A 15,273-nucleotide genomic window follows, 5' to 3' on the forward strand; every position below is an offset into this window, starting at 1 on the left:
TATTAAATCAGCCTTGTTACGTTACGTAACTATTTTGCTACAAAGAGTTTCTTCCTATAACCGACTGATTAATTGTATGATTGAATCAGAAAAGGTAGTGGGGGGAAAGCAGATGCTTAGTGGAGAAAAAATTAGACGACTGCGATTAGAGCAAGAGTTATCGCAAAAGGATTTGGCAGAAAAACTAGAGGTATCAAGACAGGCGATTGCCAAATGGGAGACCAACCGCGGAATTCCAGATATCGATAATTTAAAGAGAATTGCCCAGCTTTTTCAAGTGAGCATTGATTATTTAGTTAATGATCAGGAACCGATTGATAATCACTTAATCAAACAATCAATTGATCGCTCGAATTATACAAAGCCTAAAGGAAATGCTTTGTTGGAAGATCAAATCGTATTAGAAAAATTTCCGAACGCGGAAACAATCTGTGAGTTATACCGTAAAAGAAAAATGTCGAATAAAGAAAAGATTGTCGATTTCTTACTGCTTCCGGGTATCCATGAAGTGGAGGATCATTGGCGTGATCCTAGCAAATACTATTTAATTAAAGAAAAGGGAATCTATTATTTGATCAATATCACTCAAAATGAGCTTCTTACCCGCAGATTGACAATTGATGTTAGTGAAGACAGCTTTGATTTTGCGGAGAATCACTTCATCAAAACACGCCGGAAATTGAAATAATCATCTTCTGACAAGAATTTTATCTTTACAGATAGAAGTTCCTCTGTTAGAATATTCAGGTGAGTGTAAAGCTCATCTATTATACGATATTCCGCTGGGACAGGTGGTCCTATGAATGTTTGGAATAAGGAGAATGATAAAGATGAATCCATTGATTCAAGAACTAACTCAAGAACAATTACGTACTGATATCCCAGCATTCCGTCCTGGGGACACTGTTCGCGTTCACGCGAAAGTTGTCGAAGGAACTCGCGAACGTATTCAGTTATTCGAAGGCGTTGTTATCAAACGTCGTGGAGCTGGCATCAGCGAAACTTACACAGTACGTAAAATCTCTAACGGTGTTGGTGTGGAACGTACTTTCCCACTACACACTCCACGTGTTGCCAAAATCGAAGTTGTTCGTTACGGTAAAGTGCGTCGTGCAAAACTTTACTATCTACGTGCATTACACGGAAAAGCAGCTCGTATCAAAGAAATTAGAAGATAATAACGGAAAAACTCCTGAAATCTCTAAAATCTGTGAAAAGTCCTTGTATATCAAGGGCTTTTTCTTTTTTCTCTATCGCAGTTTTAAGCCTGAATTGGCTGTTTTGGGCTATTTTTTACTCATATTCCCCTAGATTGTCCGATATTGACTAACAGTGTCGTCAAAATAGGACAAAATTTAGTAGTCAACTTGACTGCAAATATAATACGAAAAATACCAAAACATTTACCGAATTTATCATGTTTTTAACCCCTTAGGATAAAAAGGTGTCAGTTCTCAAAAAAAGGCAAAACATATACTTTGGTGATAAAAAGTTGTTGTGATAGATATTCTCTAAATTTTTTTTAGGAGATTCATTAATGGATAAGATTGATGGTCGAATTATTTGGAAGAACCAAAGTGACTTAAAATTGATTTTAACAATTAATAATTTTATCGAAAAACACGGAATTACATCTACAAGACAATACCAAAAAAAGCTAGCAGAATACCCCAATGAGTCACCAAGTATTTGGTTCATTAATCAGAAATATGGATCATGGGACAACTTACTAGATAGTATTGGACTTAAAAAAATGATTATGGAAAATGGACTAAGATGCCATATGACAAATTGATTGAAATAGTAGAAAAGTTTATAAGTGATGAAAAAATTCGGTCACAGCGTAATTACGAAAAAAAAGCAGTTGGAAGAGATGTCCCTTCTCTAAGTACGTTGAAAAAAATAGTTGGTGATGTACGACCACTATTTAGAAAAAAGGAAGAGAAAAATTTGTTAACTAATTTTCAATTATTGATGGAGCTTAGGGAAGAAATTATTCGATTAGGACTTGAAGAAGATTTATCGATGACGAAATTTCGTAAGCTATCAAAATCGGATAAGCTTCCTTCGGCGATAACAATATTGAGAAGGACAAATAAAACTTGGGAGGAATTAATGGAAGAAATTGGATTTGATTATCGTAAAATCAAAATTTATAAACAAAGAAATAATCTATCTCGAAAGAAAAGTTAATAGTATCAAATTTAAGAAAGACGTTCAAAACTAAAAATTTGAACGTCTTTTTTTATTGCAAAAAACGAAAGGAGATTTTACTTTATGAAAAAACCGAGATTTAAAAAATGGCGATTGTTTGCGGCTTTAGCTTTGTTGGGTCTGGATCAAACAATTGTAGGAGCGATTGGTCCTATGATTGTCTTTGCTGATGAAATTACTCATCCACAAACAGTGACGGTTGAATTAGATTTAGCGCATCAATATGTTGTTGAAGGAACTTTCAGTGACGGTCGTCCAATGTCAGAAGTCACTGTTCCACATTATGCTGTGTACAACGGCGTGAAACAAGATATTTTCTGTATTGAGCCAGGAGTCCCAATTGACAATGAGTTCACGCCGGGTTATGAGAAAAATCCATTGCCTGATATGCCAGAGAAAGCGAAACTAGTTTCCGTTCTATGGAAAAAAGCCGGTACAGATGTAGATACTCATATTGTGGCACAGAAGATGATCTGGCAAGAAGTTAATGGGTATACCCTTCACTCAATCAAACGATTGAATGGTAGTGCCGTAAATATCGCAGCCATTGAGGCAAAAATCAATCAAGCCATTGCCGATTATCAGAAGAAACCAAGCTTCCATAATAGTACGGCTAAAATAGTATTAGGGCAATCGACTACTATGACGGATACGAATAATCTGAATTTGTCAGAGTTTGATGAAGTGGTGGAAAATACCGCAAACATTGATTATCGTGTGAATGGCAATCAGTTGATAATCACCCCAAATGCGAGTTCAAAAGAAAGTGGTGTGCTGACGCTTAAGAAATCTGCTGGCACCGGAACACCTGTCGCCTATAAAAAGGTTGGCCAACAAACCCTGATGGCTGGGGCGATTGATAAACCGAACACTTACACGGTCAAAATTGATGTAGAAACCGAGGGTTCTTTAAAAATCAAAAAAGTTGATAAAGAATCAGGTGCTATTGTACCAGGAACGGTTTTCCATTTAGACTTTGGAAAAAATTTACCTGCAAAAGACGTGACTACTGACAAAGAAGGCATTGCTACATTGGATGGGATTCCTCATGGTACAAAGGTAACCATTACCGAAAAATCGGTGCCGGCGCCTTATACGATTGATACCATACCCATGACTGCTACGATTAAAGCGGGCGAGACCATTTCAATGACTTCAAAAAATACGCGAGAAAAAGGTCAAATCATTCTGGATAAAACCGGGATTGAAACAGGAAGTGATCTTTGGAACGACAATTACTCTTTAGCTGGAAACACGTTTGCTATTCGCAAGGACAGTCCCACTGGTGAAATTGTTCAAGAAATGACCACGGATGAAAACGGTCATGCAGAAACACCAAAAGAGATTGCTAATGCATTGGAATTGGGAACTTACTACGTGACCGAAACCAAAGCATCTAATGGCTTCGTGAATACCTTTAAAGCAGTAAAAGTCGAATTGAAGTATGCCAATCAAACCGTGGCCCTTGTGACCAGCAATATCAAAGGGCAAAACCAAGAAATTACTGGGGAAACAACTCTGATAAAAGAAGACAAGGATACTGGAGATAAAACACAAGGCAGGGCAGTCTTTGAGGGGACTGAATATACCTTGTTTACTGCTAAGGATGGAAAAGCGGTTAAATGGAGTGAAGTTTTTAAACCAGAAATGGTAAAGGGAACGAAAGCTTCTGATGAAACAGTGACTCTGGCTTTAGATGAAAAGAATCAAGCTGCCGTTAAACACTTAGCCATCAACGAGTACTACTGGCAAGAAACCAAAGCACCTGAAGGATATACCTTGGATGAAACGAAGTATCCTGTTTCTATCAAAAAGGTAGATGATAACGAAAAAAATGCCGTGATTACCCGAGATGTTACGGCAAAAGAACAAGTGATTCGCTTTGGCTTTGATTTCTTTAAATTTGCTGGATCAGCTGCGGGCACTACCGAAACTGGCTTCAATGATCTGACCTTTAAAGTGTCGCCATTGGAAGGGACCAATGAAATCACAGGTGCCGAAGATGAAGCGACCACAGCTTATAACGAGCAATTAGGGTTTGATGGTTATGGCAAGTTTGAAAATCTTCCTTATGGGGATTATTTACTTGAAGAAGTAGAAGCCCCAGAAGGTTTTCAAAAGATTACGCCATTAGAAATCCGTTCTACTTTTAAGGAAAACAAAGAAGACTTTGTGAAGAGTGAGTATGTCTTTACCATTACCGAACAAGACCAAAAACAACCAATTAAAACGGTGACCGTTCCTTACGAGAAGCTGACGAACAAAGCATTTTCTGTTAGTTTGAACCGTTTAATGCTCTATGATTTGCCTGAGGAAGAAGATAGTTTAACTTCTCTTGCGACTTGGAAAGACGGAAACAAAGAATTAACTTCTCTGGATTCTACCGAGCTAGTTGATAAATTGAGTTACAATCTACATGAAATCAAAGAAGACTGGTATGTGGTAGCGCAAGCCATTGATGTGGATGCGACAAAAGCTGCCCAAGAAAAAGATGAAAAAGCCAAACCAGTGGTGATTGCAGAAACAAGCGCAACGTTGGCGAACAAAGAGAAAACAGGAACTTGGAAAATTCAGCATAAATTAACCGCCGAACAAGTTTTAAATAAAACTATTGTCTTATTCAACTATGTGTATGAAAATAAGGAAGCTTTTGAAGCAGGCGATAAGCCAGTAGCGAAGGATGTTAGCTTGAATAATCAAGCCCAAACTGTTAATTGTACGGTGGAACGTCATGTTTCTATCCAAACAAAGGCCCACCTAGAAAACGGTTCTCAGACCTTTACTCATGGTGATGTGGTGGATATGTTTGATGATGTGTCGATTACTCATGATGTACTGGATGGCTCAAAAGAAGCTTTCGAAACAATTCTGTATGCTTTGTTACCGGATGGTACAAACAAAGAAATTTGGAAATCTGGCAAGATTGAGTATGAAGTAAATGATAAAGAATTCACCAAAACTGTGCTTGCGAAAAAAGTAGATACCGGAAAATATCCAGAAGGAACCAAGTTTACTTTTGCGGAAATCAATTACGATAAAGATGGGAATATCAATGGAAAACACAATGAAGATTTGAAAGAAAAATCTCAAACCTTAACACCAAAAGAAGTTCCAACCATACTAAGTACGCCGAAACAACCGGAAACACCAACTGTTCCAAGTGGCTCTCAAGAATCTAGTCCCACAGTGAAGACCTTCCCTCAAACCGGGGAGAAAAATTCCAATGTTTTACTGTTCATTGGTTTTACTTTGATTTTTGCGACGGCGGGCTATTATTTCTGGAATCGCCGGAACTAAGGTGATGAGATGATACAAGTAAATCCTAAGAACCAACGTGCGCGACCGCCTCCTCTAAAAAAGTAGTCGCGCTATTTTTGTATCCAAAACTAACAATGAAAAGAGGAAAAGAAGATGGAATTGAAATTTGTCGTGCCAGATATGGCTGAAACCTTTGGAAAGTTAAGTTATGCCGGTGAAGGAGAAATTATAACAGAAGGATATGGACGGAATACTACGGTGATTGGTCGCAGTTATCATTTGTATTCCAGTAAGCAACGGGCCGATGATATTGAGGTGGTAGTAGCTGCGGAAGCCGGTGAAAAGGATTTTGATCAAGACCAACCGCTAAAAGCCGTGAATCCCCATTTGGTTGCCAAAGGCTATGAGATTGAGAATCGTGGGTTTACTGATTACGTGTTGTATGTTGATGATTTAGTGAAAGCATAGGAGGAAAAGAAGATGAGATTAACAGAAGGTATTGTCGTAGATTCAGGTTTAACATTTGGGAAGTTGCGTTTTTCCGCATTACGCCGAGAAGTACGGAAGCAAAATGAGGATGGAACAATTGGTAATGAGGTAAAAGAACGAACCTATAATTTAAAATCCTCTGCACAAGGGCGAATGATTCAAGTTAGTATCCCGGCTAATGTACCCTTACGCGAGTTTGCTTATGATGCAGAGGTAGAGTTGGTCAATCCAATCGTGGATACCGTTGCCAATTATGTTTTTCGAGAAGGAACTACCGTTAATTGGTTCATTAAGGCGGATGATTTAGTCTTGAAGCGGCAGCCGAATCAAGGAAATCCTACGAACCAAAATGAAAGAAATAGGTGAAGATTATGGAAATTAATGTTGAACATATTTTAGATTGTCTCGATCAATATGGAAAAGGCGAGCTGACTGAGGAACAACTCGTTAAAGCATTAACCTCTGATGAAAAAATGTTTCTGATTATACATCAAGGTTTACTTGGAGAAAATAGCGACAGTGAAGAAGACTCTGATGTACTAGACTGGTTAGGAGAAGAAGAGTCTTTCTTTATAGTTGTCGAAGTAAATGAAAACTTATGTCGGCAGGCAGAATCCATTTTGGAAGAAATTGGTGTGGAGATGCCGGATGCCATTGAAGGCTTTTTAAATCAATTGGTTGAAACGAAACAACTCCCCTCCTCGTAGCAGTAAATGACTAGCATAACTTTTTGAAATTGCCTAATGAAATCCTATTGGGCTTTTTCGATTGGAGGTGGAAACCATCAAAATGTACAAAGGACATCGCATACGCGCAGGAGATCAGCACTTGGTTTATCACTTTGTTCTTGGCTGGCTACTCGCTCTGTTCATCGGTTGGATGAGCGTCTTTTATTTTCAAGAGTTTAGACAATTTGATATTTCTAAGCTATCACTTTCTACTATTGAAATCGTTTGGTCTATAAAAGATTTAGTATGTCTGCTTGGAAGTCTCGCTTTTTCAGGAGCTATGATATTGCTTTATATTCACTTTTTTCCTGATCATTGGCGAAGCTTGTGGCATCGACAAAAGCTAGCTCGGATGATTCTAGAGAACCATTGGTATGAAGTGAAACAAACTCAAAGTGAAGGCTTTTTCAAAGATTTGAATAGTAGCCGAACCAGAGAGACTATCAGTTACTTCCCCAAAATCTATTATCGAATGAAAGATGGATTACTGTCTATTCGCGTTCAAATTTCACTTGGGAAATACCAAGATCAGCTTTTAAAATTGGAAAAGAAGTTAGAAAGCGGACTGTATTGTGAGTTAGTAGAAAAGGAACTCAAAGACTCCTATGTGGAGTATACTTTACTGTATGATATGATCGCCAATCGAATTGGGATAGACGAAGTAGTGGCAGAAAATGGGACTCTGCGATTGATGAAAAATCAAGTATGGGCTTATGATTCTTTACCCCATATGTTAATCGCTGGTGGCACAGGTGGAGGGAAGACCTATTTCCTCCTCACCATTATCGAAGCACTATTGAAGTCAGATGCAGAATTGTTTATCCTCGATCCCAAAAATGCAGATTTAGCTGATTTAGGTACGGTGATGCCTCATGTTTATTCACAAAAGGAAGAAATTTCTGCTTGTGTGGAAGATTTCTATGAACGTATGATGGCTCGTAGCAAGGCAATGAAAGAAATGTCTAACTACAAAACAGGAGAGAATTATGCCTATCTTGGACTTCCACCCAACTTTTTAATCTTTGATGTGCGCCCATAAGGGCTTGTAAAATTGCGTACTGACAATACGCTAGGTAATTAGATACTACTATGTTTTAAACCTATCAACAGCCAACTTATCTGGAATGGAAACTGAACAGGGAGTGTAGCATGTTGGAAAAGCCTAAAATTGGAGAGTTGCAACTTCAAGACTGTATTGGCAAGTTGAAAGGATAGGAACAAGGATAAAAGCTGGATTGCTTGAATGGTAGTCTACACTAGGTTAATAAGACTCTTGACGGAACTGCAACTACAAACGTCATGTGTATTTGGATAATTGTGATATCGTCGAAGTCACAATTATAGTATCTCTGAATACAGGAGCTTCCATATAGAAGTAAGTAGATGAACGCCATATCCGATATCTTATCAAGTCATTTTACAAGTGCTAAATGGGGATTACCTAAGTCAGAATGCTGAAAAACAGCTATGTGCAATCCTGTGTAACAGGGATAAATTTCAAGAGTGACATCAAGAAAAATGGCACTGAATATCTGATATGGTAACGGAGATTTCGTAGTAGTCTGAGCTGGGGAAAGCCTAGTACATGGCGAAGGAAATCAACTTGTTTTACGTTTAATAATTTTAGGAAGGAGCGCGAGGCTTATGAGAAATCCAGAAATAATATTAAACAATCTAATTGCAAACTCCAAAAAATCGGAGTATAGATTCCAACGGTTGTACCGTAACTTATTTAATGAGGAATTCTTCCTTATTGCTTATGGAAAACTAGCTCCAAACAGCGGAAATCTCACTGAAGGAATATCAAAAGAAACGATTGATGGATTTAAGCTAGAGAAAATTACGAAGTTAATTGAAGATTTAAAAAATGAACGTTATCAACCCAAACCAGTTAAAAGAATCTATATCCCAAAAAAGAATGGGAAGCAAAGACCGTTGGGAATTCCAACTTTTGAGGATAAATTGGTACAAGAAGTTGTCCGAATGCTATTAGAAGCTATATATGAGGGAAAATTTTCCAACCAATCCCATGGATTCAGACCAAACAGAAGTTGTCATACAGCATTAAAGCAAATACAGCATAATTTCATTGGAAGCAAATGGTTCATTGAAGGCGATATCTGCTCTTTCTTTGATACAATTGACCATCATATCATGATTCAAGTATTGAGAAAGCAAATTGATGACGAAAGATTTATTCGCTTAATTTGGAAATTTTTAAGAGCAGGCTATCTGGAAGAATGGAAATTTCACAAAACTTATAGTGGAATGCCGCAAGGCGGAATTATTTCCCCTATTCTTTCCAATATTTATCTCAATGAACTTGATAGCTACATGAATAAGTACCGGTCAGAATTCAATAGTGGAAAGCGTCGAAAACGAAATCCTGAATATGAGCATCTTAAAGCTAAAATGGATTATCTTCAACAAAAAATCAATAAACTGGAAATGAATTCAAACCAACGACATGAGCTGATTTTACAATTCAAAGCATTAAAGAAACAACGTTCAACCTTACCTTCGGTAAACTTCTTTGACCCAGAATTTAAGCGTTTGTCTTATACAAGATACGCAGACGATTGTGCGCCATGAAAGTGTGCGTGAATAGATAAACTATTCAAAGCAGCTATGCTGTATAGATGATGGCAGACGGCCTGCCGAAACCGCCATACAGGTGGAGGTTTCAAACCACCTTAAGGTGCTGTAGTCAAAAGCTATGGTATTGAGCGTTAAGGAAAAGGCAACCAAGAGTTGTCAGGTGTGTGTTATGGAGATGAGTGACCATACGAACCACCCACAGAAGTGTCGAAAGCGTATAAATTCCGTCAAAACTGGGTATAGTCGTTGACCTAGGATGAGCTTGGAGGAAACCTGTTTACTGATCAGGCGGCGGGCGGCATAAAGGTGGCATGAACATAACATAGGCGTCTATATGGAACGTGGGAACCCACGGGCTGATGTCAAGGGAGTATTTCAAGCGGAAGCCCCGCAAGAAAAGAGTACCGATGCAGTCATGGGGGCAGATTGGGTTGTAGTAGTGAAGAAGCTCTTGTAACGAGAGTGGAGCGAAGAACCTGAGTTATCCAGTTTCAAGGATAAGTCAACTTTAAGGAGGAGGAACTTATGCAAGAAACAAAGTCATACAATATTTCAAAACAAGCAGTTTACCAAGCATTTCTAAAAGTAAAAGCCAATAAAGGAACTTTTGGAGTAGATGAAGAATCAATTGAGGCTTATGAATATAAGCTGAAAGATAATCTATACAAACTGTGGAATCGATTATCATCGGGAAGTTATTTCCCAAAACCGGTAAAGGCAGTATCCATTCCTAAAAAGAGTGGTGGGCTGAGAGTACTTGGGATTCCAACAGTTGAAGATAGGATTGCACAGATGGTAGCGAAGATGTATTTTGAACCTGTAGTAGAACGATTGTTTTATGAGGATTCTTATGGCTATCGGCCGAATAAGTCGGCAATCCAGGCAATAGAGAAAACAAGAGTTAGATGCTGGAAAAGAGATTGGGTACTGGAATTTGATATTAAAGGACTATTTGACAATATCAGACATGACTATCTAATTGAAATGGTAAAAAGGTACACTCAAGAGAAGTGGATTATCCTATATGTGGAAAGATGGTTAAAAGCACCTTTCCAGAGGGAAGATGGTTCGACTGTTTCGAGAAAAGCCGGGACACCGCAAGGTGGTGTAATCAGTCCAGTTCTAGCGAACTTGTTTCTTCATTATACGTTTGATGACTTCATGGAAAAAGAATTTCCTAATATACAGTGGGCTAGATATGCCGATGATGGTATTACTCATTGTGTATCCCTAAAGCAAGCGAAATATCTGAAGAAAAGATTGGAAGAACGGTTTAGAATCTTTGGTTTGGAGTTACATCCTGATAAGACAAAGATTGTTTACTGCAGAGATAGTGATAGGATGGGGAACTATCCGATAACGACATTCGATTTCCTGGGCTTTACGTTTAGACCTAGAGGCGCCAAGAATAAATATGGAAAATGCTTCACAAATTTTCTTCCGGCTGTATCAGATAAAGCGAAAAAGGCGATTCGCAAAGAGGTAAGGAATTGGCGATTACAATTAAAAGCGGACAAAAAGCTAGAGGATTTAGCGAATATGTTCAATAGTAAAATTCAAGGATGGATGAACTATTACATGAAATTCTATAAATCAGAAATGTACAGTCTACTGCGCTACATCAACCAATGTCTCGTGAAGTGGGTTCGTCGTAAATATAAAAAGCGACAAGCACGAAGAAAAGCGGAACATTGGTTAGGGGAAATCGCCAAGCGAGAAAGAAATTTATTCGCGCATTGGAAAATTGGAATATTACCATCGGCTGGATAATGGGAGCCGGATGAGCTGAGAGGTTCACGTCCGGTTCTGAGAGGGCCTAAGGGGGAGGTTCCCTTGGGCTACTTACTTCAAAATCATGTGCAAAGATTATCATACTGCCCAGAAAATTTTCCTCGCAACAAAACAATGGTTAAAAGTACGACTTGATTTAGACATAAGTCCTGAAAAGTCAAAAGTAACTAATCTGAGAAAAAATTATTCTGACTTTCTAGGATTCAAGTTGAAAGTGAAAAAAGGAAAAGCAAACGGATATACCAATCGAAGCCGAATGTGTGATAAGGCAAAGATTAATGCGGTAGATAAACTAAAGAACAATATCAAAACAATCGCCGCTAATCCAACTGTAGATAATGTCAATAAGTACAACTCTGTTGTTCTAGGTTTGCATAACTATTATAAAATTGCGACTCTGGTCAACTTAGATTTTGTAGATATTGCTTTCACAGTAAATAAAAGTCTTGATTGTCGAACCAAAAATATTCGCAATAAGCACGGAACGCTAACCAGTACCTATCAAAAATTCTATAAACAATATAACTGGAAGAAACGATTCATAGCGAACATGATTTTATTTCCAATAGCCGGGATAAAATTTACAATGCCAAGAATCTTTCCGAAGGACTGGAATCGATATACGCCTGAAGGTAGGCTGTTTATTCATCAAAGATTAAAGATGGATATGCATACCGTTTATTACCTGCTGGAAAATTCCAATCCGAATAAGTCTGTAGAATTTAACGATAATCGAATCTCTCTGTTCATAGCCCAACAAGGAAAATGTCATGTTAGTGGTGAAAATTTATCAAAAGATAATATGGAAGTTCATCACATTAAGCCGTTATCACTTGGTGGGAATGATAACTATAAGAATCTTGTGATTGTTACAAAAGAAACACACAAATTGATTCATGCGACTAAAAGAGAAACGATAGTTCATTATTTACCTTTGGTATTAAAAAAGGAAAGATCATTGGAAAAGCTGAATAAATTACGTGCTTTAGCTGGGAATAGTGAAATAGAAATGAATTACTGTTGATGGAACGCCGTGTGAGGGGAAACTCTCATGCACGGTGTGAAGCGGGGGAAAAGATGGAGATAACCTCAAAGTCTTACCTATCGCTATCGGTGGGCTGGACAAATCTAACTGAAAGCTATTGGCAACAGCATCTTATCGGAGCTGGCCGATACAAATAAAAGAAAAGAGGAATGAAGATGAAGATAAAAATTGAACGGAATCAGAAGGAAAAGATACAAAAAAAGAAAAAAGAACGATTAGTTTCAGTGGGCAAGCATCGAAAAATGGTGCTTGCTCTTTGGCTTTTACTGTCTTGCAGTCTTGCTTTTGGAATCTACAAAAATTTCACCGCCATTGATCAGCACACGACCCATGAGAAAGTGATTGTAAAAGAGAAGGTAGTGAATACTTCTGGCATTGAAAATTTTACGAAGGATTTTGCGAAAGAATACTTTTCGTGGAAGAATAACAAGGCGGTAATTGAAAAGAGAATGAGTAATCTCGAACAGTATCTTACAGAAGAAGGAATCGCTTTGAGCCAAGACATGGTTCGAGCGGATACTCCCACTAGTTCCGAAGTTCAATCAATAAAAATTTTAGATGTAGAAAAACATTCAGAAGGATTTGTCGTTTCATTTTTAGTGGATCAAAAGATTACGGAAGGGAAAAAGACACAACCAATTTCTTCTGCATACCGAGTGTCGATCTTTGAAGATGAAAACAGGAACCATATAGTGACGAGTTTGCCTACTATGATCGCAAAACCTGATAAGGCAAAATATGAGGTAAAACAAGTAGAAAGTGATTCGGAAATTGATGCCAAGACAACGGAAGAAATCACTGAGTTTCTTGAGACGTTTTTCAAACTTTATCCAACTGCTTCAGAAAAGGAATTAGAATATTATGTTGAAAATGAAGCGATGCGACCAATCAATAAAAATCTAAAATTTGTAGAATTAGAGAACCTAGTTTTTGAGAAAACAGATAAAAATATACAAGTGGTAGTTGATGTGAAATATCTTGATAATTTGTCAAAAATAACAAGTATATTTGAGTACAGTTTGAGATTACGAGAAAATGGAAATTGGACAATTATTGATTCTGAATAGTGATTTTTTATGAACAATTCACAATCAGATGAGAAAATATCCCGGGACATAACTTGATGACCCGGGATATTTTTCTTTTAGTAGTAAAAAGTGAATGTTGTAATAGGAAGGTACAAGACTGGGTCTTAATTGATTAATAAAGCATAATTCATTTTTTAGTGCGCATAAAGTAATAGCCTGAAAAACATGCAGTTAGTGGAAGAGTAATCACCGTTGAAGCACCAGCTAAGAGACTGATAGTCAATTCAGTAATGAAAACTTTAGAATTTATAACAGTGGATAGAGGATAATTAAGATCGTAGAACCAAAAAAATAGTGCCAGATTATTCGCGATGAAAGCAAAAAACAATGTGTGAATACTAGAACTTAATAGTTCTGTAGCTACTTTCATCCCTGAAGCAATCAATTTATGACGATTCTCGAATTTGATTTGGTTATGAAGCTCATACATGCTGCTTGTGATGGCAATGCTTGCATCGATGATAGCACCAGACATGGAAAAAATAACTACAGCAGAGACTATTTCTTCAAAGGGCATCTTGGCTGTTAAATTTAATACAGAAATTTCTTCAATTTCCTCTGAACTAAATCCAGCGATATTTAGATTTTTAGTAATTGTAGGAATTATCAAGATTATTAAAGTAAAAGTAATTATCACGCAAAGAAATGCTGATTTTGTTTTTGTGGTGTAACCATTCACAAAAAATAAAATAACGCCAGATAAGGTGAATAGTGAAATCAAAAGAGATGGAGTTAAGGGTACCCCGAATCTAAGAGAAAGCGAAAATCCTAGAAAAATTCCAAAACTCATGAAAAGACCTATTAACAAATAAAAGGAAGATTTTCCCAAGATAATAAATGACATAATACATAGTATTAGAAATAAAAAAATAAGAACATTCATTATTGAAGGCCTCCTTTCCAAAGAACACAGAGGAGACTAGCTGGCACAGATAATAAGATAACAAATGCTCCACAAAATACACGAAGGATTTCTAAAGAAAGATGCATTTCTAGAGTTGCTGCCAAGGACCAGCCATTATTAAGATAAAAAATTATCATGGGTAAAGAACCACTGAGGTAGGCAAACATTAATACATTAATCATAGAAGGAGTAACATCTTTAGCGATACGTCGTCCTGAAGCAACTAACTCCAAGGTAGTAATAGTCGGTTTTTGTCTAATCAATTCTTTTAGAGGAGTTACTAATGTGACAATCATGTCTACACCCGCCCCGATACCACCAAATATTAGGCTTGAATAGAAGACACCCAAATAAGGGCGTGTTAGAAATTGCATTTCCTCAAATCGAATCCCTTTATTTCCCATAAATTTAAGCGCAGTAAAACAAATCAGAAATCCTAAAAGGACAATGATATAAGTTGCTGCTATCAAATCTAATCGAAAAGCGTGAATACCATAATTAGATAGAAAAGTCACGATAATAGATAAAGCTGCATAAATAATGATGACGAATAGTGTTGGGATGCTAGGATAAACAATTTCAAATCTAAGAGACAACAAAAGCAAGAGCAGATTGATGCATAACCCTATGAAAGCCCTAAGCCCTGAGGTTTTTCCAACTAACAATAGAATGAGTAGAAAAACTGTAACTATTGAAAAAGCTAGCCCATCGCGTTTTTCGCTAATAACAGAGGATAAATCTTCGTTCAACAATACTTGATCCTTAATCCTTAAATGAGTCGTTAAGCCAGTGACAGATTGATTGTCAATAGTAAGTTTAAGGAATTCTCCATTTTTATTAAGTATTTTCCCTTCGATAACTTTGTATCCGTCTTCTTCTTTGATTTTTGAAATCTCCATAATAGGATTTTGGTAAAATTTAGCGCTTTTATGTTGAACTTGATAACCTATCATCAAAATCATCGGAAGAAAGATTATGAAAATTAGCATCTTTTTCTTCAATATTTCATTCTCCTGTTCTTTTAATTTTTCCGGTTCACTATACACCTTGCTAAATGAGCTTTCAAATGACTGGTTATTCATGTGAATTATTTTTCATGTTATTTATTGTTGACAACAGAAATTTTTACTGATATGGTGTCAATGTTAAATCGGAACC

12 protein-coding genes and 3 pseudogenes are annotated in these 15,273 nt (G+C 37.2%); 13 read left to right on the forward strand and 2 right to left on the reverse strand.

What is annotated here, in order from left to right:
• Positions 1 to 112 precede the first annotated feature (112 nt).
• The 13 genes and pseudogenes from OMU_RS15070 (at position 113) to OMU_RS15130 (ending at position 13,190) form a co-directional block, all read left to right on the forward strand.
• Positions 113 to 688 (forward strand): helix-turn-helix domain-containing protein, encoded by a 576-nt coding sequence (locus tag OMU_RS15070; RefSeq protein WP_016180746.1) that lies wholly within the window; start codon positions 113 to 115, stop codon positions 686 to 688.
• Between the two features lie 142 nt (positions 689 to 830).
• Positions 831 to 1,178, forward strand: coding sequence for a 50S ribosomal protein L19 (rplS, locus tag OMU_RS15075; RefSeq protein ID WP_010746105.1), 348 nt, complete (start codon positions 831 to 833; stop codon positions 1,176 to 1,178).
• 359 nt (positions 1,179 to 1,537) lie between these two features.
• Positions 1,538 to 2,193: pseudogene (locus tag OMU_RS23755) on the forward strand (hypothetical protein).
• A gap of 84 nt (positions 2,194 to 2,277) precedes the next feature.
• The gene (gene fss3, locus OMU_RS15090; protein WP_016180749.1) at positions 2,278 to 5,511 is read left to right on the forward strand and encodes a fibrinogen-binding MSCRAMM adhesin Fss3; all 3,234 of its coding nucleotides are present in this window, start codon (positions 2,278 to 2,280) and stop codon (positions 5,509 to 5,511) included.
• A gap of 114 nt (positions 5,512 to 5,625) precedes the next feature.
• Positions 5,626 to 5,940, forward strand: coding sequence for a YdcP family protein (locus OMU_RS15095; RefSeq protein WP_002297366.1), 315 nt, complete (start codon positions 5,626 to 5,628; stop codon positions 5,938 to 5,940).
• A gap of 12 nt (positions 5,941 to 5,952) precedes the next feature.
• Positions 5,953 to 6,327: a YdcP family protein gene (locus tag OMU_RS15100; RefSeq protein WP_016180750.1), complete on the forward strand. Its 375-nt coding sequence runs from the start codon at positions 5,953 to 5,955 to the stop codon at positions 6,325 to 6,327.
• A gap of 5 nt (positions 6,328 to 6,332) precedes the next feature.
• Positions 6,333 to 6,668 (forward strand): hypothetical protein, encoded by a 336-nt coding sequence (locus OMU_RS15105; protein ID WP_002297364.1) that lies wholly within the window; start codon positions 6,333 to 6,335, stop codon positions 6,666 to 6,668.
• Positions 6,669 to 6,750: 82 nt separating this feature from the next.
• A pseudogene (locus OMU_RS15110) lies at positions 6,751 to 7,716 on the forward strand (FtsK/SpoIIIE domain-containing protein); the annotation flags it as partial.
• Between the two features lie 617 nt (positions 7,717 to 8,333).
• Positions 8,334 to 9,269, forward strand: a pseudogene (locus tag OMU_RS15115) (reverse transcriptase domain-containing protein); the annotation flags it as partial.
• Between the two features lie 352 nt (positions 9,270 to 9,621).
• On the forward strand, positions 9,622 to 9,744 hold the full coding sequence (locus tag OMU_RS23945; protein WP_016178252.1) for a hypothetical protein: 123 nt from the start codon (positions 9,622 to 9,624) through the stop codon (positions 9,742 to 9,744).
• A gap of 68 nt (positions 9,745 to 9,812) precedes the next feature.
• The gene (gene ltrA / locus OMU_RS15120) at positions 9,813 to 11,057 is read left to right on the forward strand and encodes a group II intron reverse transcriptase/maturase (protein ID WP_016178253.1); all 1,245 of its coding nucleotides are present in this window, start codon (positions 9,813 to 9,815) and stop codon (positions 11,055 to 11,057) included.
• A gap of 235 nt (positions 11,058 to 11,292) precedes the next feature.
• The gene (locus tag OMU_RS15125; RefSeq protein ID WP_016252570.1) at positions 11,293 to 12,102 is read left to right on the forward strand and encodes an HNH endonuclease signature motif containing protein; all 810 of its coding nucleotides are present in this window, start codon (positions 11,293 to 11,295) and stop codon (positions 12,100 to 12,102) included.
• Between the two features lie 176 nt (positions 12,103 to 12,278).
• Entirely contained in the window at positions 12,279 to 13,190 is a 912-nt protein-coding gene (locus tag OMU_RS15130; protein WP_016180754.1) for a conjugal transfer protein, read from the forward strand.
• Positions 13,191 to 13,338: 148 nt separating this feature from the next.
• Here OMU_RS15130 and OMU_RS15135 read toward each other — a convergent pair whose 3' ends face one another.
• Together OMU_RS15135 and OMU_RS15140 are read right to left on the reverse strand one after the other, a co-directional pair.
• The gene (locus OMU_RS15135; protein ID WP_016180755.1) at positions 13,339 to 14,094 is read right to left on the reverse strand and encodes a YibE/F family protein; all 756 of its coding nucleotides are present in this window, start codon (positions 14,092 to 14,094) and stop codon (positions 13,339 to 13,341) included.
• A complete protein-coding gene (locus OMU_RS15140) occupies positions 14,094 to 15,116 on the reverse strand; it encodes a YibE/F family protein (protein WP_016180756.1) in 1,023 nt (340 codons plus the stop codon). The genes OMU_RS15135 and OMU_RS15140 overlap by 1 nt, the downstream gene beginning before the upstream one ends.
• Positions 15,117 to 15,273 lie beyond the last annotated feature (157 nt).

This window comes from Enterococcus avium ATCC 14025 (assembly GCF_000406965.1).
Lineage (GTDB): Bacteria > Bacillota > Bacilli > Lactobacillales > Enterococcaceae > Enterococcus_A > Enterococcus_A avium.

Bases quoted from the DNA above. Each gene is read 5' to 3' on its own strand.
- OMU_RS15070 (WP_016180746.1), top strand. From the start codon at position 113: ATGCTTAGTGGAGAAAAAATTAGACGACTGCGATTAGAGCAAGAGTTA.
- rplS (WP_010746105.1), top strand. From the start codon at position 831: ATGAATCCATTGATTCAAGAACTAACTCAAGAACAATTACGTACTGAT.
- fss3 (WP_016180749.1), top strand. From the start codon at position 2,278: ATGAAAAAACCGAGATTTAAAAAATGGCGATTGTTTGCGGCTTTAGCT.
- OMU_RS15095 (WP_002297366.1), top strand. From the start codon at position 5,626: ATGGAATTGAAATTTGTCGTGCCAGATATGGCTGAAACCTTTGGAAAG.
- OMU_RS15100 (WP_016180750.1), top strand. From the start codon at position 5,953: ATGAGATTAACAGAAGGTATTGTCGTAGATTCAGGTTTAACATTTGGG.
- OMU_RS15105 (WP_002297364.1), top strand. From the start codon at position 6,333: ATGGAAATTAATGTTGAACATATTTTAGATTGTCTCGATCAATATGGA.
- OMU_RS23945 (WP_016178252.1), top strand. From the start codon at position 9,622: ATGGAACGTGGGAACCCACGGGCTGATGTCAAGGGAGTATTTCAAGCG.
- ltrA (WP_016178253.1), top strand. From the start codon at position 9,813: ATGCAAGAAACAAAGTCATACAATATTTCAAAACAAGCAGTTTACCAA.
- OMU_RS15130 (WP_016180754.1), top strand. From the start codon at position 12,279: ATGAAGATAAAAATTGAACGGAATCAGAAGGAAAAGATACAAAAAAAG.
- OMU_RS15135 (WP_016180755.1), bottom strand. From the start codon at position 14,094: ATGAATGTTCTTATTTTTTTATTTCTAATACTATGTATTATGTCATTT.